Consider the following 20,745-nt stretch of genomic DNA (forward strand, 5'->3'; position numbering starts at 1 on the left):
AGCTGGCGAGCCTGACGACGGCGGCGAACACGCTGCTGCTGAACCAGACGGTGACCGACGCCGACGGCGATCACGTCACCAAGGGCATCGACCTCGGCAGCGGGGTGTTTGCGATCCACGACGACGGTCCGACGGCGCCGACAGCGACCGTCAGTGCAGCTACGATCGGCGTGGACGAGACGCCCGGCGTGCAGACCACCAGCGGCGCGAGCGACGTGCTCGGCTCCACTGCGATCACGTTCAACGGTGCCGCCAGCACTGTCGCCGCGCTGTTCAGCACGGTTGCTAACAAGGGCGTCGACACCGATGTGTCGGCAGCGTCACTTGACAACGGTGCGCTCAGCTTTGCCTCGACCGGCGCGAGCAGCATCCTGACGGTGGCCGGCGGCAGCTTCGGCTCTGACGGCGCGGGGTCTACGACCTATGCGTTGAGCGTCCTCAGCGCTGCGTCAGGCCTGACATTGACGGACGGCACAGGGATCGCGCTGTCGCTGGATGCCAGCGGCCGGATCATCGGTACTGTGGGCAACGATGCCGCCAACCCCAGCCTGACGGGCCAAACGGCGTTCGCGATCGCCATCGATCCGATCACCGGTCAGCTCTATGTGGCGGACTATCTCTCGCTCCACCACAACAGCACCGCCAGTTCGAACGATCTGCTGACGATGACGGCCGGCAAGATCGGCGCAACGGTCACGTTGACGGACGCCGATGGCGATCATGTGACGGCCACCGCCGACATCAGCACTCATATCAGCTTCCTCGACGACGGCCCGAGTTTCGGCACGATCGAGCATGGAATCATTGCCGATTACGCGGGAATGTCCGTGCTAGGTAACCTACCCGTGTTCTCCGGCGCCGATGGTTTTGGCGCATATGACTTCACCTTGACTGGAAACACGGCGCCGGCCGGCCTGACGTTCAATGGCCAGGCCGTGCACTATTCCATCGACGCATTTGGACAGAGTTTGACGGCCTATATCGGTGCGGCCCCATCGGCAGCGAATAATATCTTCACGCTGACTCTGGATGACACAACCGGTCACTACCTATTCACATTGCTTCAGCCATTCACGGAGACGACGATCCAGAATGTCGGCAGTTCATCCTCGTTCGGCGCGGGACCATCGGAAGAGCAGATTCTTTCTTCGAACACCGATCAACTGGCGGTTGTTTCGGGCTCGACCTCCCTCGGCAGCCAAGGCGGTGTGAACGGATCAACCAACGGTTGGGGCGTCGACAACAATAACTTCGACCCCAATGAAAAGCTGCTGTTCGATTTCACCAGCGGCGCAATCGCCAGTCCGGTCGGCAACGCGGCGTTCCATCCGCCGGCAAACGAATCGGTCGCGAACTATACGTTCTCCAACTACAAGGGCGGGGACGAAATCCATTACGTCGTCTCTTATTGGGACGGAGTGCACGCCGCCTCCATCACATCGGTATCCGGTGATTTCGATCCTTCCACCCACACCACGGTCGCCACCGAATGGTCGACGCCCACAGCGCCGGCCGGCCTGCAGCTCTACACGGTCCAGTTCACGGACGTGACAGGCAGCGGCAAGGTCGACCTGGTTGGCGTCGGAGTTTCGTCGACCACGAACGTCTCCGAGGATCTGAGCTTCAACGTGTCGACGATTGACGGTGACGGCGACACGGCGTCGAGCACCATCAATATCAACATCAATGGTACGACGACCCTGCTTGGCACGGCCGGCAATGATGTCATTGTCGCCGGACCAACCAGCGAGACGCTCACTGGCAATGGTGGGGACGACAAGTTTGTTCTCAATCTCAGCGCCCACGATATTATCAGTGATTTCAACAGCGGTGATACGCTGCTTCTCGACGTGGCCGGTCTGAGCCTGCCGACGGGCGTTTCAAACGCCCTTACGGCTGGTCAGTTCACGTCATCGGCAGTCACCGGCCAGACCGAAAACAACGCCAGCGCCTGGAACGAAAGTGCAAGCACGAACAAGTTCTTCTTCAACAATACGACCCATGAGCTCTGGTACTCGGCAAATGGCACAGGCTCCGACAAGGTGGACCTCGCACATGTGAGCACCGGCTTGCCGGCGGCTACGAACGTTCATATTTTCTAGGCCAGGCCCGCAGCAAAATCGAAAATCCGCGGAGACCTCTCCGCGGATTTTTATTGATTGAATTGTCGCCTTTCTCGCGCGCAATCACATCAGCACGGGCAGGAAGCCCAAGAGCGGGCTTGCCGCGTCCAGCGCTTCCACGCCGGTCCATTCGGTCTTCGCCGCATTGGCGGCCGCCGGCGCCGCGTCGAGTTCATCGCCGAGCGGGAGCCGCTTGGCGTAAGGTGCCGCAAACAACTGCACGCCGCGGTCGTTGATCGCGAACATCGGTGTGAAGTTGCCGAGCTCGCCGTCATCAATCAGTTCGGAGCGGCGGCTGTCCAGGATCAACCAATGGCCGTCCAGGCGCGCCGCCAGCACGGCATGATCCTGGCGGATGGCGCGATCGCGACCCAGCACCAGGCGCAGATCCTCGCGCGGGAAGCCGGCTTCGCTGAGCGCGATGTATTTTGCGATCGCATAGTCCTCGCAGTCGCCCTTGCCGGTCGCGAAGGTGGCGAGCGGCGCGGTCCAGCGGTCGGCCTCGCCGTGCTGGGCGAAGTCGCTAACATAGCGGATCGCCTGGTTGGCGGCGCGGTTGGCCTCATCCAGCCGGTCGCGTCCGGCTTTGGACTTGACCGCGCCGATCAGGCGAAGGAATTGCGCGGCCTGCGACGGGCAGGCGGTCGCGTTCTCGCGGCATTGCTCGAGAACGCTCTGCTCCCTTGCGAGATCGGTTTCGAGGCCGCGCCATTTGCGCCACATGCCGTTTTCCGGTGCGCGGAAGGTGAACAGGCCAAACGGCTCGGCTCCGACAGGCGGAAGCGGCTTTGCCGCGGGCACCGCGTCGGTCGCGGTATTTGGCGGCGTGAGCGAGGCGGTACGGATGGCGTTCGGACCACGGCCGCGCTGCTGGTCGAGCTTGGCCAGGACGTCGGCGATGGTGAAGAAGGTGGCAGGCGGGCGGTTCGACGCGGCGTCCGCTGCGGGCGCGAGCTCGCCGGCGGGTTTTCCGAGAGAGAGCTCGTCCGCGGCAAACGCGGCAGGCGCTGCGCAAAGACCGATTGTCAGTGCGGCCGCGGCCATGACCGCCGACGAAGCAAACTTCAGCGACTTCATATGACGTCCCCAATGTCGGGGACCGTCAACGTCTGTGCGTCGATCTGCGTCCCCGCTGTTATCGGGACGCAAACTGGCGCCTTGGCCGCTTAAGCGGAGTTAAGTGGAGGGGGGCGCCGCCTCGAATGTCGAAAAGGCGGTCAATCCGGGGTTTGCCGGTTCGTTCGAAATTGAACGAACCGAGGTCACGATCGGTTAACCATGGAATCCGTGGTCCCGATCAGCGTTCGCGCAGGGCCTCGTCACGCAGCAGGCGGGCGGGCTTCACGATGTAGTCCAGCACGGACTTCTCGCCGGTCAGGACCTCGACCGTGGTCACCATGCCCGGAATGATCGGCAGCGGATGCTGTTCGGTGCCGAGATGGTTCTTATCGGTACGCACCATGACCCGGTAGAAGGTCTCCTGGCGTTCGGTCTTTTCCGCCTTGTCGTCGACGATGGTGTCGGCGCTGATGCGTTCGACCTTGCCCTTCAGCGATCCGTAGACCGAGGAATCATAGGCGCTGATCTTCACCACCGCGTCCTGGTCGGGACGGATAAACGCGATGTCCTGCGGACGAATCCGGCCTTCCACCAGCAGCGTGTCGTCCAGCGGCACGATGTCCATCAGGTTGGCGCCCGACTGTACGACGGCACCGATGGTGCTGATGTTCAGTTTGTTGACGATGCCGTGGACCGGCGCCTTCAGATCCGTGCGGCGCACCCGGTCCTGGGCGGACTTGATATTCTCGTCGAGCACGGCGAGGTCGGCACGCGATTTGGCCAGGTCCTCGTCGGCCTGTGAACGGAACGACGCGGTGATGTTCGCGATCTTCGACTGCGCTTCGGCCAGCTGTCCCTTCATCTCGGTTGCCTGCCGATCAAGTCGCAGCATCTCGATCTCGGGCACCACCTTCTGCTCATACAGCCTGCGCGTCAGGGTCTGCTCGCGCTCGAGGAGCTTGAGGGAGCCGGTGAGGCGAGTGACCTGCTGGTTGAGGACGTCGATGTCCTGCGCGACCTTCTGACCCCGCATCTTGAACACGCTGGTCTCGGTCGCGACGGCGGCGGGAACCATCTTGTCGAGATCGTCCGGGAAGGTGATCTCGGCTCGGCCGCGCGCCTCGGCGTCGAGACGGGCCACCCGCGCCGCCATCGCCGCACGGCGCTCGCGGATTTCGCCGAACTCGGAAGCGAATTTCGTATCATCGATCCGCATCAGGGACTGGCCCTGCTGAACGATGTCGCCTTCCCGGATCAGGATGTCGCCGACGATGCCGCCTTCGAGCGATTGAACCACCTGCATCTGCCGCGACGGCACGACGCGGCCGCTGCCGCGCTTGACCTCGTCCAGCACGGCAAAATGAGCCCAGATCAAGAACGTCGCAAGCAGCGCGCACGACGTCCACAGCAGCATGCGGGAGGTGCGCGGCGTGCGCAGCAGCGCCGCGGACCGGATATCGTTTGCAAATGTGAAATCGGAAGACGCCATAATGTATTTGCTCGTTATGCGGACTTCGGCTGAATCGTATTCTCCGGCGACGGGGCCGCGGACGCCGGCCGGCCCTGGAGCAAAGCGAGCACCTTGTCGCGCGGGCCGTCGGCAACCAGGCGGCCATTGTCGAACAGCAGCAAGCGATCGACCATGTTCAGCAATGACAGGCGATGGGTCGAGATGATGATGGTCATGCGATCATCATTGAGGCTCTTGAGCCGCTCAAGGAATTCCTGTTCGCTGCGAATATCGAAGTGCGCCGTCGGCTCGTCGAGAAAGAGGACGCGAGGCTTGCGGATCAGAACGCGCGCGAGTCCGATGGCCTGCTTCTGGCCGCCCGACAGGCTGCGGCCGCCTTCCGAGATGGGCATGTCATAGCCCATCGGGTGACCGGCGATGAAGCTTTCGACGCCCGAAAGCCGCGCGGCAAGCAGGACTTCCTCGTCGGTCGCTTCCGGTTTGCCAAGGGCGATGTTGTCGCGCAGCTTGCCGAAGAACAGGTCGGTATCCTGCATCGCAAAGCCGATGCCGGCGCGCAGGTCCGAGGGGTCGTATTGGCGCGAGTCGACGCCATCGACCAGGATGCGGCCTTCCTTCGGCTCGTAAAATCCGAGCAGCAACCTGCCGACCGTGGTCTTGCCAGAGCCGACCCTACCGATGATGCCGACCCTTTCTCCGCCCTCGATCTTGAAGCTGACCTTTTCGAGCGCGTTACCCGGCGCGTTGGGGTAGGCGAACGACACGTTCTCGAAGGCGACCTTGCCGTCTTCGATTCGCCTTGCGACATAGGACCGGGTCGGCGAGCGTTCCCGCTCGATCGACATGATGCGATCGATCGCCTTGAGGGCCGTGATCGTCTGCGTACCCTTGGTGATCACCGAGGCGATCCCGGCGATCGGCGCCAGAACGCGCCCGGCGAGCATGTTGGCGGCGACCAGCGCGCCGACGCTCAGCTTGCCGTCGAGGATCAGGAAAATGCCGACGATGACGAGGAGCAGGCTCGTGATCTGCTGGGCCGTGCTCGCGCTCGTCAGCGACATCGACGACCAGAAGTGAACGTCCTCGCCGGATCGGGCGGTCGCGGCAACCGAGCGTTCCCACAAGGTCTGCATGCGGGCCTCGGCGCCGGTCGCCCGGACGGTTTCGAGGCCGGACAGCGACTCGACCAGCACGCCGTGCCGGGCGGCGGATTCGGCCTGCAGCCGCTTGATGGCGCGATCGAGCGGGCGTTGCAGCAGGAAGCCGATCAGCATGACCAGCGGCAGCATGATCAGCGGGATCCAGGCCAGCGGTCCGGCGATGAGGAACAGCACCCCGACGAAGAGGATGGCGAACAGCAGGTCGGTCGCCGAAACCACGCTTCCGGAGGTGAAGAACTCGCGCACCGAGTCGAAGTCGCGGAGCTGATTGGCCAGGATGCCAACCGAAGTCGGCCGCTGCGCCATCTTCACCGACATCACGTGCTCGAAGATGTTTGCGGCCAGCACGACGTCGATGGTCTTGCCGGTCACGTCGATCATGCGACTGCGGACCATGCGGAAGATGAAATCGAACACGATGCCGAGCCCCATGCCGATCGAGAGCGCGATCAGGGAGGGGATTGCCCCGTTGGGGATGACGCGGTCATAGACGCTCATCGTGAACAGCGGCGTCGCGAGCGCGAGGATGTTGGTCAGAAAAGCCGCGACCGCGATGTGCCCGTAGCTGCGCCAATGCGTCTTCACCACCGACCAGAACCAGTGGCTCTTGGGGATGTCGCCTGCGGCGGCGGCGCGCGCATCGGCCTGCGGCGCGCTTCTCACCAGGAACGCATAGCCGGTATAGTCCGTAGCGAGCGAGGCGATGTCGGCGACGCGCGGGCTGTTCGGCGTCGCCGGATCAACGACCTTGATCGACTTGTTCGCCGGGTCCACGCCCAGAAGGATCAGCGCAGAGCCGTTCTTCATAACGAGGACGGCCGGCAGGACCAGCGCGGGAATGTCTGAAATGTCGCGCTTGACGGCCTCGGTCTCCAGACCGGCGCGCCTGGCCGCGCGGTCGTAGAGCGATACGGACAAGCGTCCGTCCGTGATCGGAAGTCCGCCGAGCAGAGCTTCGCGGCTCACCGCGCGGCCGTGATGGGCGGCGAGGTAAGTCAACGACGCGGTGAGGGGATCGTCGCCCAGCGCGCTTGGCCTGTTTGTCGCGGCAGGCTTTGAGGTTGAGATATCAGGCGAGGGGCGGACGGCGTCGGCCGCCGCGCTGGGGGTTCGAAACAACAACTGAAACCTCGACGAGCAAAATGGAAATGCAGCAATCGCATTAGATTTCGGGCAGACTACAACAAACAGCGAACAAATTCAGCGAAACTTATCTTAACGATTAATAAGGAATCGAAAGGGCCCCGACTTGGGGCCCTTCCGGCAGTCCTGTCCTGAGCTTGTTGGCGGTCGCTACCGAGCGGAACTCGGGAAGGCCGACAGCAGCCAGTGGGGCTTGGTCGACGCGTAGGAGTTCGCGTTCGCCGTGACCGAAGGGTCCGCGTAAATGACGTTCGGGCCGTCCGCAGCGGTCTTTTGCTGCTGCATCCATTCCGTTGAACCGGGCACCGCTGCGGTCGTCGTCGCACCGGTGAAACGGTCCGCAAAGCCAACGTCCTTCGGCTGGGTTGCCGCATAGGTCTTGGCAGGACGGGCGACAGGCGCCGGAACGGCGACGTGCAGCGGCTCAGACCCGGTTTGCGGGAGGTTCACGCGAAGAGTCGGGAACGAGTAGCGGGGCAGGCCAATCGAAAGCATGTCCGTCGGCGCAGCATCGACCGGCGGCGGAGCCTTCAGGTACTCGATCAGGGTCCCCATCGCGGCCAGCAGCTGGTAGTCGGCGAAAACGACGACGCTGCGGGCGGAGGTGAGCGAGACCGATGCGTTGAAGAACTGGTTCTGCGCGTTCAGGAGATCGATCAGCGAACGCTGGCCGAGTTCATATTCCTTCTGGAACGCCGTGATGGTCTTCCTGGCTGCTTCCAGCTCACGGGTCAGAGCACCGATGCGGGTAGCCGTAATTGTACGGGCATTCCACGCCTTGTCGATCGACTCATACGCGTCGCGCTGCAGGCGGGCGTGGCGCATGGTGGCTTCGGTATAGCGCTCGGCCTTCTCTGACCTGTTCCAGGCATCCTGGCCGCCGCGGAAGATGTCCCACGACATGACGACCTTGCCGCTGTAGTCCTCATGCGTAATGGAGGGAGTTCCTGGGGTCGCCACGTAGGGGTAGGAGTTGTCGTAATGGGTTGCTCGTCCCTCTAGATAGAATTTCGGGCCGAATGTGCCGTCCGTGGCCTTGAACGCATGCTTGGCGGCGTCGGCGTCGGACTGGGCCGCCGCGATCGTCGAATTGAATCGGAGGGTGGTCGCCAGCGCTTCGTCGCGGCTGTGCGGCAATCCTGCGAGAGGGGCGGGGAAGCGAACATTGATCGGCTCAAGGCCAACAACCTTGCGGTACTTTGCCCGGGCGTCATCGAGGCTGCGCTGGAATTCGGCGAGTGCCGCACGGGCAGCTTCGACGCGCTCCCGCGCTTGCTCCAGGTCGCCTTCGCCGGCCCGGCCACCCGAGAAGCGGGAGTTCACGTTTGCAAAGATCTTCTCGTGGTTGGCGACGTTCTGCTGGGCGAGGCTGACCAACCGGATGTAGCGGACGACGTCCATGTAGCCTTCGGCGGCGTCGAGGGCCAGCAGCTCGGTTCTCTCCTTGACGCGGGAGGCAGCGGCATTGACCCGCGCGGTCTGGCGCCAGACGTCATAGATCGACGAAAAACCGTCCCACAGCAGCTGGCGCACCACGACTGATTCCTGGCTGCCATTGCGCCATGGTCCTGAGCCCACGGTCGGCGCCGACTGAATGTTCGGGGTGATGAAGCCTGGCGATTGATCGAATTTTTCCGGGCCGTAGCTGGCGTCAATGCGCACCTGCGGCAGCAGTGTGCTTTGGGTTTGCCGCAGCTCGCTTTCCGTCGCCCGCCGGTTCGCCGAAGCCTCGCCGATACCCGGGTTGGTCTGCATGGCCTGCCGTAGTGCATCATTAATAGAAAAAACCTCGGCACATGCTGGCGTTGCCGCCAGACATAGGCACGCTATGACCGTGTATGCCGACTTCATAATCTCAGCCCCTACTCACAAAAATATTATGTAGAATCCTCCAAAGGGTAACAAAGGACAGTTCCGCGACCTATGACATTTCAGCCACACAGGCGCCCTAAGTGGGGGCCGAACCATCCGAGGTCCAGTGCGCGCAAATCTAAACATTTTTATTAAAATTCAGTGATTTATATGATGTTCTGTGATCGCGCGAACTGGTGCCGAGCCGCAACACCGGGGACCGGAACATGAAAGATCAGTTAAGCCCATCTTAAGGTTGGGCAGCCGGCTACTGCTGACGACAGGTCGCCAGGTAGGTTGCAACGAAGGGCGCGGCCTTGGTGTCCGCGGAGGGGCCTCCCAGGCGGCTCGTTAGTTTGTAGAGCGACTTGTCGCCAAAATAGAACCGGAAGATCTCGGCCGTGGTGTCGTCCGTGCGGGTCGCAAAGATCGACGCGGCGGTACGGCGGGCGGCCGCAAAGACGTAGGTCGTGAGCTTGGCTCCTCCCTTGCCTCCTGCCGCGTCGGATGTCCCCCAGGTGACCGTGAGGGTGTCGCCATCGATCACGACGGCGGGCCGGACCGTATCGAGATCGTCATCGATCCACTGGGCGTCACCACCTTTGCCTGACGGGCCGAGCTCGACCCGTTTGCCCCGCGGCGCGTCGCAGGTGAACCGGGAAGGTTCGGCGATCGCAGCGCTCGTCGCCGCCAAGAGCAGCAATAGGCAGCCGACCGACCTCCACATGGGCGTTACCCTCTGTTTCGTTGTTTGGGGGATAGTGATGTCAGCGCCCGACTCGCGCAACTCGGTGATTTACGGACAAGCAGAGCTGCTTTGCTTCCTCGCAGGAAGAGGCGCCCGCGATTTCACTCGGGTGCGATCGGGTGCGCTGGACGTTCGATCGATGCCCTGAGGCTTTCGAGTTCGAGGAAGACGTCAGCTTGCCTGCGAAGCTCATCGGCGATCATGGGAGGCTTCGTTCGGATGCTGGAAACGACCGTCACGCGGACACCAGCCCGCCTGACGGCTTCGACAACCGCGCGCAAATCACCGTCGCCAGAGAACAGGTACGCGTGGTCGATGCGGTGCGCGATTTCCAATGCGTCGACCGCGAGCTCGATGCCGATGCTGCGCTTCATTCGCCGCCGCCCTTCGCCGTCATCGTGCGTTTTGGCTAACTTTCTCCTGACCGCATATCCGTTGTAATCGAGCCAATCCACCAGCGGCCGAAGGCTGCTGAACTCGTCGTCGTCTCTCACGACTGTGTAGAAGTAGGCGCGGACGATCTGTCCATGCTTGCCGAACTCCGAGAGCAGTCGCCGGAAATCGATTTCAAAACCGAGGTTCTTGACCGTGGTGTGAAGATTCGCGCCATCGATGAAAAGTGCAATGCGATCGGCCATCTCAAATCCCCATGACGCCCGGATCAGTCACTGTATGCTGTGGTTCTGAAATTCCACGGGCGCATCGTGGGTGAGCACCCTAGCTGAAATGGCTAATCCTAGAGCAAGGGCTTGGCCGGGAAGAAGCGGAAATTTTCGCCACCACGGGCCCATGCCGTACCAGTCGTGCGCCTGTTGATAAGCGCGAAGCGCGCGGCTGGACGCGACCGGCAAACCGCAACGGTCGTCGTTGACCAAGGATGCGGCAGTTCGCGCCGGCGAAGCGCGTTCGGGGCGGCCATTTGCGATCGATGATGCCGCAGACCAGGAGAGGGAAGCCGCCGCCGGGGACAGTGCTGGGAATTGTGCACCGCAGCAGTGCTGGGCGGCCACATTGGGCGGCCACAGATGGTTACTATTGCGTCACCAACAGAAATACACCTAAAATCAACTTCACCGTGTCGGTGCCATTTTGCGCCGACGCGATTTTCTTGTGCTTTTGCAGATGCCGATTGTCGCCGAACTTTTCGCCATAGAGGAAGGACGGTTTTGCGTCCTGATTGCCTAGACAGTTTGTTGCTACCGACAGGCGTGACGCAAGGCGGCACGTCTGTTTTGTCGTCTCAATAGGACTTTTCGCCCTCACCGATAACGAGCCGATTACGGCCGACACGTGCCCGGGATTGTCGTGTTGGTATCAAAAGGATTTTGGTCATGTCAGTCTACAAATACGACCCAAGCACCAACGCATTTGTGCTCGTCGATGACTCGACTCTTCTTGGCACCGATCTCGCCAACTTCTCGGTTGCAACAGATCTTCCCGACTACGCGCCAGGTTCGACCGCATACTTCACAGCGAAAATCGGAATCGGAGACACCGTCACCTTCAATGTGAGCGACACGCTCGGCAAGGACGTCTCCGGCACGAGCCAGCCCTGGACGGTGACCGATGGTGGAGCAGGGGACCTCGATGGGGTCGCAAACGGGGTGATCCAGACGACGTGGGCGGTCGGCCAGGACGCGGCCGGAGAGTCGTTCGTGCTCAGCGCGATGGACCAGACCGCGGGGTTGCTTGCGACGACCACTTTCACGGATGCCGGTAATGGCAATACGCCCGTCGTCCAATTCGCCACCCCGAACGCGAACCCTGCAGCGCTTACTTTGACGACAGCCGGCTCCCAGGGGAACGTCGGCACCGCGATCTTCCAGGAAGTGACAGGTAGCGGCACCGGCAGCGGCTCGGTGACCGCCTTCGTTCGCATCAATGGCGCACCGAATGACACTGACGGTTCGTCAACAACGGAGGAGGGGTTCAACACCGACTATCGGACCCCGCCGAAAGCGCCGCTGGACGACATCGACAATCTGACCTTCACGCACTCGCTTTCGTTGAGCGACGTGCCGATCGTGACGGTCGGCGGCATCCAATATCGGGAATTCCGTCTGGATCTCGGTGAAGCGGGCAATGGCGACAACGCCCAGGCCTATATTTCGCTGGATTCGCTTCAGGTTTACATCGGTGGTGCGGGCCTCGCGACCGTCTCGAGCGTGGACCGGCCGCTTCAACAGGACGGCACGGCCTCGACCGGGGTGACTGGCGGCACCCTCGTTTACGATCTCGATGCGGGCGCCGACAGATGGATAGCTCTCAAGGATCTGAATGCAGGCAACGGCCAGACCAATTACCGGGTGTTGATCCCGAATTCTGACTTCACCGCCGCAGGGGCGGACGCGACGTCGAAGGTGCTGTTGTATTCGGCGTTTGGTTATCAGGGCACAGTCGACGGCATTAGCTATGTGCAGGACAGCACGTTCGAAGAATGGAGCGTCGCGAAGATCAATACGGGAACCGCGACAATTTCAGGGTCCAAGCTGGTCGACGCCGACGGCAGCCTGCAGACCACCGGCGACCAGACGCATCTTGCCGGCTGGACGATCTATATCGACGGGAACGACAACAACCAACTGGACGCTGGTGAAGTCTCGACGACAACAGATGCCAACGGCAATTTTTCGTTCACGGGGCTCGCTGCAGGGACTTACACGATCCGCGAAGATCTCCCGTCGGGATGGACCCAGCTCTCACCGCTGAGTCCCGACGAATTTACCGTGACCGTGGCCGCCAATGGCACGCAATCAGGTCTCAACTTCATCAACTTCCACAACTTCAGCATCTCCGGCACGAAGTACACCGACGTCACCGGCAACGGCATCACCAATGACGACACGCCGCTGGCGGGCGTGAAGATCTTCATCGATGTGAACGGCAACCTTCAGGACGACGACGGCGCGGCCAACGAGACCACGACCGACGCCAGCGGCAACTGGTCGTTCACGGGGCTGGACTACCACTATGCCGGCAAGCAGGTCTACGAGGTGCTGCCCGACGGCTATGTACAGACGGTTGGCACGGCCGGTTACAGCATCACCGGGACCTCGGGCACCGACCAGACCGGCCTGAATTTCGCGAACTTCGAGAAGTTCGACATCTCGGGGACGAAGTACACCGACGTCACCGGCAACGGCATCACCAATGACGACACGCCGCTGGCGGGCGTGAAGATCTTCATCGATGTGAACGGCAACCTTCAGGACGACGACGGCGCGGCCAACGAGACCACGACCGACGCCAGCGGCAACTGGTCGTTCACGGGGCTGGACTACCACTATGCCGGCAAGCAGGTCTACGAGGTGCTGCCCGACGGCTATGTACAGACGGTTGGCACGGCCGGTTACAGCATCACCGGGACCTCGGGCACCGACCAGACCGGCCTGAATTTCGCGAACTTCGAGAAGTTCGACATCTCCGGCACGAAGTACCTCGACAAGACCGGTGACGGGATCACGGCAGACGATGTCGGGCTTGGTAAGATCAAGATCTACATCGACCTGAACGACAACAAGGTCTTCAATTGGACCGACTCCAACCACAATGGCGTATGGGATTCCGGCGAGGGCGATCAATGGACGACGACAGCCGCCGATGGCACATGGTCGTTCCATGATCTCGGTCCCGGCTATGCGGGCAAGACGGTCTACGAGGTGTTACCGAGCGGCTATGTGCAGACCGTTGGACAGGACGGTTACACCATCGTTGGAACGTCAGGCCATGACGAGACCGGGCTCGACTTCGCGAATTATCTGTTCAAGCCGGCCTATACTTTGACCCAAGGCTATTGGGGGTCTCACACTGACGCCTGGGATGGCAAGGACGGTCTCGGAAAGACGACAAGTTCTTCAGACGTTGGGGCCGAGGCTAACCCGAACAAGAACAACCTGCTGATACTGGGAGATATCGACCACGACGGTAACGCCGACGACGGCGTGAATCTGACGATCGATCTCAAGCTTGCGCAGTCGCTCGAGTCATCCGCCAAGCTCGGCGATCCGCGGGCTATCATGCTGGCCCAGCTGATCGCGACGCAGCTCAACATCAACAACGACTGGAATAAATATGGCGTTGCAGACCTCGAACCCCAGAAATTGGTTGTCGAAGCGATTACTTGGCTAAAGGACACTGGCGGCATTCTCGCTGACGGTGTGCTCTCGAACTCAGAGGCTACCGTCTCCAAGAACCAGGTGGTGCTTGGAGCCGGGGGCGGCAGCTGGAATGGAACGTGGGGATCCGACAAGGCCGTCTTCCCCGCGGACGGGAGCGGACCGATCATGGTCAACGGCCAGGACATCGCGAACGCGCTGGCGTGGTTCAATCAGGGGCAATTGGTGGTGAGTCAGGATGGCGCGAACGTTGCCTGGAATAACAACGGCACGTTCGAAAACCTTCATGCCAATGCCACGGACAATTTCTGGCATACGTTGAGCCAGGAGCACCTGGTCTGACGATGGTCAGCGCGAGAGATGCAGGCGCCGTATCGATCCAACCGATGCGGTGCCTGTTTTGGCAAAGATCCCGGACCTGACGGCAGACCGCGTCAGGGTAGGTGCTGGATGCACGCCGTCTTTGCGCTCCGACCCACCTGGTCGAACGATCGGCCCGCAAGGCAGAATGAGGGCAGGCTGCGGCGATGGGAAGCTCCGTAGCTCTACGGGCGTCTTTACCTTTCGAGCATGGATCGCTTTCTCGACCAGCGATGCCCATGCTAACCAACGGGCCGAATTACAAAAAAACTTTAGCTGTCGCCAATTGGTTCTTAGCCTTGCCGGGTGGTCCGGCGGTCATTTTGATTAGAGGGGCGGAGATCCGCCGGATTGTGTGAGCGCGCATTTCAAGAGGCCGGACGAACTTGGGCGCCTGCTGCAGACTTGCCAGGGATATTTCGCGACGGCCGGTATGTTCAGCCTCGCCATCAACCTGTTGTACCTGGCGGGCCCGCTCTACATGCTGCAGATCTACGATCGTGTGATCTCGAGCGCCAGCGAGACCACGTTGCTGATGCTGACGATAGCCCTCTTGCTGGCATTTATGGCGCTCGCCGGACTGGACGCCGTCCGTGCCCGCGTGCTGACCCGAGCGAGCGTCCGGCTCGATCAGAAAGTCGCCGCGCGCGTCATGACGGCGATCATTGATCGGTCTGCCAATGCCGGCGGCGCGCGCAGCCAGTTGCTCCGCGATCTCGATACGTTCAGGCAGTTTATCACCGGCCCCGGCATCAACGCGGTCTTCGACTTGCCGTGGGCACCGATCTACATTGCCGTTATCTTCGTGCTGCACCCGTTCCTTGGCGCTTTTGCGCTCGGTTGCACGTGCTTGCTTATCCTGATGGCGGTACTCAACGAATGGCGAGTGAAGCTGCCCCTGATGGAGGCTGGCGAAAGCTCCGCGCGCAACTATAGCTTTACCGAGATGAGTCTGCGAAACACCGAGGTCGTGCGCGCGATGGGCATGACCGATGGTCTGCTGCAGCGTTGGCGTCGCGATCGCGACAGGATGCTCGAGCGACAGGTCGTGGCGAGCGATCGCGCGGCAACGATGCAGAGCCTGATCCGCTTTCTCAGGCTCGCGATGCAATCCCTGATCCTCGGCCTTGGCGCCTATCTCGTCATCGAGCGGATGACCACCGCCGGTTCGATGTTTGCAGCCAGCATCTTGTTGGGACGCACCCTGCAGCCGGTGGAGCAGCTCGTCGGCTCGTGGCGCAATCTGGTGTCGGCACGAGCCGCTTTTCTGCGGATCCGGGACCTGTTGTCGGCCAGTCCTGCCCAAGGTCCCGGACTTTCGCTGCCTCGGCCGACAGGGAGATTGTCGGTCGAGGGCGTGACCTTTGTCCCCCCAAGGTCCAACAAGCCGATCCTCAAAGGCGTGACCTTTGCGATCGAGCCGGGCGAGGTGCTTGGCATTATCGGGCCGTCGGGTGCGGGCAAGTCGACGCTATCGCGGCATTTGGTGGGCGTCCTGCTGCCGACTGCCGGCGCGGTGCGTATCGATGACGCTGAGGTCTCCAGCTGGGTCAAAACCTCGCTGGGCGAGCATATCGGTTACCTGCCGCAGGATATCGAGCTGTTCGCGGATACGATCGCCGCCAACATCAGCCGCTTTCATGAAGGCCAGGATCGGGAGACGATCCGTGCGGCGCAAATGGCCGGCGTGCATGAGATGATCCTGCATTTGCCCGAGGGCTATGACACGCAGGTCGGCGACGGTGGATCGATCCTCTCGGGTGGGTACCGCCAGCGGATTGGGCTGGCGCGCGCAGTGTTCGGAAATCCCAGCGTCGTGGTGCTCGACGAACCAAGTTCGAACCTGGATGCGGACGGGGACGCGGCGCTTGCGGACTGTGTCTTGCAGCTCAAGAAGCTGGGAACATCGGTTGTCATCGTGTCTCACCGGCCGGCCACGATCGGGGTTGTGGACAAGATCCTGGTGCTGAGAGATGGCGTCGCCGAGATGTTCGGTCCCCGAGCCGAGATCCTGGCGCGTCTAACGCGTCCTGTGCCGGTCCCTGCGGTCCAGGGTAAGGCGATTTGAAGGGCAGCTCATGGCCATCTTGGATGTCAACGTTCAGGGAGCTCCCGCGGCGCCAGCGCCTCCGAGAAAGCTTGCTGATTCTGCGCCGAGCGATTCCATCCGCGGGGTCGCGCTGGTCGGCTGGATCATCATTGCGGTCTTTTTCGGTGGCATCGGCACATGGGCCGTGACCGCGCCGCTGAATGGTGCGGTCGTCGGCAACGCCGTCGTGAAGGTCGACGGCAACCGCAAGAGCGTACAACATCTCGATGGCGGCATCGTCAAGGAGCTGCGCGTCAAGGAGGGCGACAAGGTCCACGTTGGCGATACGCTGATCGTCCTTGACGAGACCCAGGCGCGGGCCGAGTACGATGTGCTTTCCCAACAATATCTCGTGCTGCGGGCCACTGAGGTACGCCTGCTCACGGAGCTCGATCACGGTTCGACGCTCTCGATGCCTGACGACCTCAATGCGCGTGCCGGCGACCCCTATCTGAAGAGCGTCTGGAACGGGCAGGTCAGCCAGTTTGAAAGCCGCAGGTCCGCCCTTGAGGGCCAGCGCAGCGTCATCCGGGAAAAGATCAACCAGCTTGGATCGCAGATCACCGGCGCCGAAGCCCAGGTCAAGTCGTTTACCGACCAGATCACGTCGGTCCGTGCGGAAGCCAAGGACATCGCGCCACTGGTCGCGCGTGGATTGATCGCACGCCCGCGAATTCTGCAGCTTGAACGCTCCGCATTTGGTCTCGAGGGGCAGATCGCGGACGCCAACGCCAGCATTGCCAAAGCACGCCAGGCGATTGCCGAACAAGATCAACAGATCGCGCAGCTCGACAATGATCGCATGACCGACGTCACCAGGGATTTGCGCGATACCCAGGCAAAGATCCTTGAGGTGATCCCGAAGACGATGAACGCCAAGGCCGTGCTCGGGCGTATGGAAATCCGGGCTCCTTACGCGGGCCGGGTCGTTGGCCTCTCGGTATTCTCGGTTGGCGGCGTCATTCAGCGAGGCGACAAGATCCTGGATATCGTTCCTGATCAGGATCTCCTGACAATCGAGGCGCAGATCGCGGTCGAGGACATCAGCGATGTGCGCCCGAACATGCGAGCCGAGGTTCATCTGACGGCCTACAAGCAGCGAATCGTGCCGATCATCCATGGTGATGTCACACAAGTCTCGGCCGATCGTCTTACCGACCCGAAGACCAACAATCCGTATTACGTCGCCTTCGTCCGGATCGATGAGAGCGAACTCGCAAGCATGCCCAATATCCACCTCTATCCAGGCATGCCGGCCACCGTCATGATCCCGACCGTCCAGCGTACCGCATTCGAGTATATCGTCGGGCCGCTCATCATGTCGTTCAACCATTCGTTCCGACAGAAATGACCGCGACATGGGTTTGCGATGATTGAGCTGGATCGGGGGCAGGGTGGCGGCTGCCAGTTCACAGCTCGCGGCTCAGCCGCGACATGGCTTGGCGTGGGGCGCCGGCGTGGCAACGCGGAGTGGTTGCGTTCTCGTGGTTGCGCTGAGCGGGCTGACGGTTGCGCTCGGCGTCACCAGCTGAGCCCATGACACGTGGGGTGACCTGGTCAAGGGTCCTGCAAGCTCTAAGGGGCTCCTTTCGGTGCACACTCGTGGCTTCGCTCTGCATCCTGCTGTCCTGTTGCGGCGCCCCTCGCCAGGTCATCGAAAAGGAGGCGGGGCCGGTAGCGGAGCCAACAACGGAGACGGCAACAGCGCCCACAGAGCCGGCACCAGCGGTGACAACGATACCGGAGGCGATACCGGTACCGACACCGACGGCGGCAACGGTCAACCTGAGCGGCGCGCTCGCGGAATGTCGGAGCGCGTTTCCGGATCAGATCGCGCAAGCCGTGGCGCGGGCGTCTTGCGTGATCAAGGCGACCGACCTCGTCCGTCCGCTGCTGCCGTTTCCCGAACTGCTCGACCGGGAGAACGCCCTGCGCAAGGCGCTGGCCGAGCAGGTTCAGACAAGAACGATGTCCCTGCTCGAGCGCAACATCCAGATCCAGAAGCTGCATTCGCAGCTCCTCGAAGAGGAGCGCAGCAGGCTATCGGCCGCGCCCGCGGACGCCAGCAAGCCGCCGCTGGCCGTCACGCAGTGGCGGCAATCCAATGGGGAGAGTTGCGGCCGGCTCGGAGGGGATTCGGGGACCTGCTACTGAAACGAGCAATCCTGCAAACGGCTATCGGGGGGAATGGAACCGGATCGTGACACCGTCACCTCCGAGGTCGTTGTCGTGACAGCGTCACGTCCGACGCTGTCACCGTATTCGCACGGAGCAGCGAAGTTGAAATAGTGTGAAATGTCGAAAGTCCTACAATTTAAGGGGTTTCGTGCATCGTTGTCGGAGCGCCTCGCCGAGGAGAAGGTGTGCGCCGCTACGCCGGTAGGGTTAATAAACGATTACCAATCGACAGTTTTCTCGCGACGCATTATAAGAAAATGCTAGTTGGCACCCGGATTTTGCCCCCCGCCAACGTATTGCGTAAATTTCATCGTAAAAGGGATATTTTCCTATGTTGAAGCTGTACATCCAGACCACCGAAGCCTTCAAGCGTCTCCGCTCGGACAAGGACGGCGTTGTGTCGTTCGAGTACGTGATCGTCGCCGCTTGCATCGTGGCCGCCGTCTCTGCTGCGTTCGGTACGGGTACCGCCAGCGGTATCGGCTCGGTTCTGAACGCCTCGATCACCACGATCGCCAGCAAGGTCGCCACCGCAGTCTCCGCTTAACTCCGGATGTTGAATGCTGTTGGCAGATTCCGTCTGTCAACAGCGGTCAACCGGATTGCGATGTGCGCGAGCCTTAAGGAGGCTTACTCCTATGTTGCAGTCATACATCAAGGTCACAGAAGTATTGAGGCGTCTGCGCACGGACAAGGACGGCGTTGTGTCGTTCGAGTACGTGATCGTCGCCGCCTGTATCGTCGCCGCCGTTTCCGCAGCGTTCGGTACGGGTACCGCGAGTGGCATTGGCAGTGTTCTGACCACCTCGCTCACTTCGATCGGCACCGCGGTTGCCAACGCGGTTAGCGCCTAAGTCCAGAGGGACGGCGCTCCGGAGGGGGGCATTATTTTGTGCCCCCCGCCATTTTTCTAAGGCGATTATTTCATGAATTGGATTGCGTCCACGACCTTGTGTCTGGAAATCGCATTGTTGTTGTATGTCGCAACGATCGATATCGCGACACGGTTGATCCGAAACGAAATTTGTCTGGCGCTGGCGTTCCTTGGGATCGTCGGCCAATTGGCCAGTCCGATGCAGATCGGCCAGTCGCTGATCGTTGCCGCAATCCTGTTCCTGGTGCTCTTCGTGATCTACCTGCGGGGAGCGATCGGCGGTGGCGACGTCAAGTTGCTGGTTGCCCTGGCGATCGGTCTGCCGCTGACCGGCGTGATTGAACTGTTGACGGCAACTGCACTGGCCGGCGGCGTTCTGGCCGCGGTGCATCTGATGATGCGCCGCCTGCCCCAACCGAGGCTGGCGCCCGCCGGATCATCGCTGATGCGCCGGGTCTACGCGGTCGAGCGCTGGCGTCATTTGCGACATGCACCGCTTCCCTACGGGGTCGCCATCGCATGCGGCGGTATCTGGGCCATTTTGAGCAAAGGAATTTGACATGTCGTCCGCTCTCCGCGTCTCGATCATCATGGTGCTGCTGCTTGCGGCTACGGCGCTTGGAATGATCGCCTACAGCATGAACCGACCCGCAGATCCGGTTGTTGCGCAGGCAGTCGAAGAGAAGCCTGCGCCTGCGGCCGCGACGGTCGGCTACTTTGTCGCGACCCGCCCGCTTTCGAAGGGAACGCTGGCGCGGGACGAAGATTTCGCGGTGCGCCAGACAGCACCGAACCGTGTTCCCGCGGGGGCGATCCTCGAAACGCCTGACTCCAGGGCCGGGTTGCCCGGTTCGCTGGTTCGCAAGTTCGTCGAAGCCGGCAGCGCGATTACACTGGACGACATCCTGCGTCCGAAGGATCGCGGCTTCCTTGCCAGCGTCCTGGCGCCGGACAGCCGCGCCATCAGCATCAAGGTCGACGAGGAGACCGGTGTGTCCGGTCTGATCAGGCCGGGCGACAATGTCGACGTGGTGCTGACCCAGGTGTTCGAGAAGGCCGCGCCGGTGAAGCGAGCCGTCAGCGAAACCGTTCTGTCCAATGTGCGCGTGATCGCGATCGACCAGGAGATTGCGCAAGGCGGCCGTCCGATCACCAATGCCGTCCCGGGCAAGACGGCGCAGACCGTGTCACTGGAGCTCAAGCCGGATCAGGTCAAGAAGGTGGCCGTCGCAAAGCAGCTCGGAACGCTGTCGCTCGTCATCCGCGCTGCGGCCGAGCAGTGGGGCAAGGCCGACACAAGCGTAACGTCCAGCTGCGACGTATCGCCGGAGCTGGCGCGCCAGAGTGCGATTGCCGGCCAGAGCACGACGGTCGCGATCTATACCGGCAGCGAGGTCAAGCAATACTCGGTCAGGAGACAGGATCTTGACGACGACGCCCGCGCGGGCTGCGACGTGCCGTCCGAACTCGATCGTCAGACTACAGCGGCAGCGAGTGACGTCGGCAAGGGATCGGAGAAACGTTGATGAGTGCGAACATGGCAGTGGTGGAACAACCCGAAGAGACGACGTCTC

The 20,745-nt window shown here is 61.8% G+C and carries 15 protein-coding genes; 9 read left to right on the forward strand and 6 right to left on the reverse strand.

Translation table 11 applies throughout. The annotated features are described in order from the left end of the window. Positions 1-2,102 (forward strand): DUF5801 repeats-in-toxin domain-containing protein (locus I6F38_RS05370; protein WP_225159346.1); only part of this gene is annotated, 2,102 nt, incomplete at its 5' end. Between the two features lie 84 nt (positions 2,103-2,186). Here the strand turns inward: I6F38_RS05370 and I6F38_RS05375 are convergent. From I6F38_RS05375 to I6F38_RS05400, 6 genes are all read right to left on the reverse strand, one after another. Beyond that, the gene (locus I6F38_RS05375; RefSeq protein WP_225159347.1) at positions 2,187-3,200 is read right to left on the reverse strand and encodes a transglutaminase-like cysteine peptidase; all 1,014 of its coding nucleotides are present in this window, start codon (positions 3,198-3,200) and stop codon (positions 2,187-2,189) included. 220 nt (positions 3,201-3,420) lie between these two features. Further along, positions 3,421-4,671 carry an HlyD family type I secretion periplasmic adaptor subunit gene (locus I6F38_RS05380; protein WP_225159348.1) on the reverse strand — a complete coding sequence of 417 codons (1,251 nt, stop codon included), beginning with the start codon at positions 4,669-4,671 and terminating at the stop codon, positions 3,421-3,423. A gap of 14 nt (positions 4,672-4,685) precedes the next feature. After that, a complete protein-coding gene (locus I6F38_RS05385) occupies positions 4,686-6,839 on the reverse strand; it encodes a type I secretion system permease/ATPase (protein WP_225159454.1) in 2,154 nt (717 codons plus the stop codon). A 267-nt stretch (positions 6,840-7,106) separates the two neighbouring features. Then, the gene (locus tag I6F38_RS05390; protein ID WP_225159349.1) at positions 7,107-8,807 is read right to left on the reverse strand and encodes a TolC family outer membrane protein; all 1,701 of its coding nucleotides are present in this window, start codon (positions 8,805-8,807) and stop codon (positions 7,107-7,109) included. A 268-nt stretch (positions 8,808-9,075) separates the two neighbouring features. Next, positions 9,076-9,534 carry a hypothetical protein gene (locus I6F38_RS05395; RefSeq protein ID WP_225159350.1) on the reverse strand — a complete coding sequence of 153 codons (459 nt, stop codon included), beginning with the start codon at positions 9,532-9,534 and terminating at the stop codon, positions 9,076-9,078. 122 nt (positions 9,535-9,656) lie between these two features. Beyond that, positions 9,657-10,193 (reverse strand): NYN domain-containing protein, encoded by a 537-nt coding sequence (locus tag I6F38_RS05400; protein ID WP_038377452.1) that lies wholly within the window; start codon positions 10,191-10,193, stop codon positions 9,657-9,659. A 693-nt stretch (positions 10,194-10,886) separates the two neighbouring features. On the opposite strand from I6F38_RS05400, the gene I6F38_RS05405 reads away from it, so the two are divergent. The 8 genes from I6F38_RS05405 to cpaB all read left to right on the forward strand — a co-directional run bounded on the left by I6F38_RS05405 (position 10,887) and on the right by cpaB (position 20,697). Continuing rightward, positions 10,887-14,012: a prealbumin-like fold domain-containing protein gene (locus I6F38_RS05405; RefSeq protein WP_225159351.1), complete on the forward strand. Its 3,126-nt coding sequence runs from the start codon at positions 10,887-10,889 to the stop codon at positions 14,010-14,012. Between the two features lie 373 nt (positions 14,013-14,385). After that, positions 14,386-16,098 carry a type I secretion system permease/ATPase gene (locus tag I6F38_RS05410; protein WP_225159352.1) on the forward strand — a complete coding sequence of 571 codons (1,713 nt, stop codon included), beginning with the start codon at positions 14,386-14,388 and terminating at the stop codon, positions 16,096-16,098. Between the two features lie 10 nt (positions 16,099-16,108). Further along, positions 16,109-17,470 (forward strand): HlyD family type I secretion periplasmic adaptor subunit, encoded by a 1,362-nt coding sequence (locus tag I6F38_RS05415; protein ID WP_225159353.1) that lies wholly within the window; start codon positions 16,109-16,111, stop codon positions 17,468-17,470. Positions 17,471-17,721: 251 nt separating this feature from the next. Continuing rightward, the gene (locus tag I6F38_RS05420) at positions 17,722-18,273 is read left to right on the forward strand and encodes a hypothetical protein (protein ID WP_225159354.1); all 552 of its coding nucleotides are present in this window, start codon (positions 17,722-17,724) and stop codon (positions 18,271-18,273) included. A gap of 355 nt (positions 18,274-18,628) precedes the next feature. Continuing rightward, entirely contained in the window at positions 18,629-18,844 is a 216-nt protein-coding gene (locus I6F38_RS05425; RefSeq protein ID WP_028334082.1) for a hypothetical protein, read from the forward strand. A 91-nt stretch (positions 18,845-18,935) separates the two neighbouring features. Continuing rightward, positions 18,936-19,151: a hypothetical protein gene (locus I6F38_RS05430; RefSeq protein ID WP_050386273.1), complete on the forward strand. Its 216-nt coding sequence runs from the start codon at positions 18,936-18,938 to the stop codon at positions 19,149-19,151. 72 nt (positions 19,152-19,223) lie between these two features. Then, a complete protein-coding gene (locus I6F38_RS05435; protein ID WP_028334084.1) occupies positions 19,224-19,730 on the forward strand; it encodes an A24 family peptidase in 507 nt (168 codons plus the stop codon). A 1-nt stretch (position 19,731) separates the two neighbouring features. Then, the gene (gene cpaB, locus I6F38_RS05440) at positions 19,732-20,697 is read left to right on the forward strand and encodes a Flp pilus assembly protein CpaB (RefSeq protein ID WP_225159355.1); all 966 of its coding nucleotides are present in this window, start codon (positions 19,732-19,734) and stop codon (positions 20,695-20,697) included. Positions 20,698-20,745: the final 48 nt, after the last annotated feature.

The sequence above is a fragment of the Bradyrhizobium sp. BRP56 genome (genome assembly GCF_020194035.1).
GTDB lineage: Bacteria > Pseudomonadota > Alphaproteobacteria > Rhizobiales > Xanthobacteraceae > Bradyrhizobium > Bradyrhizobium australafricanum.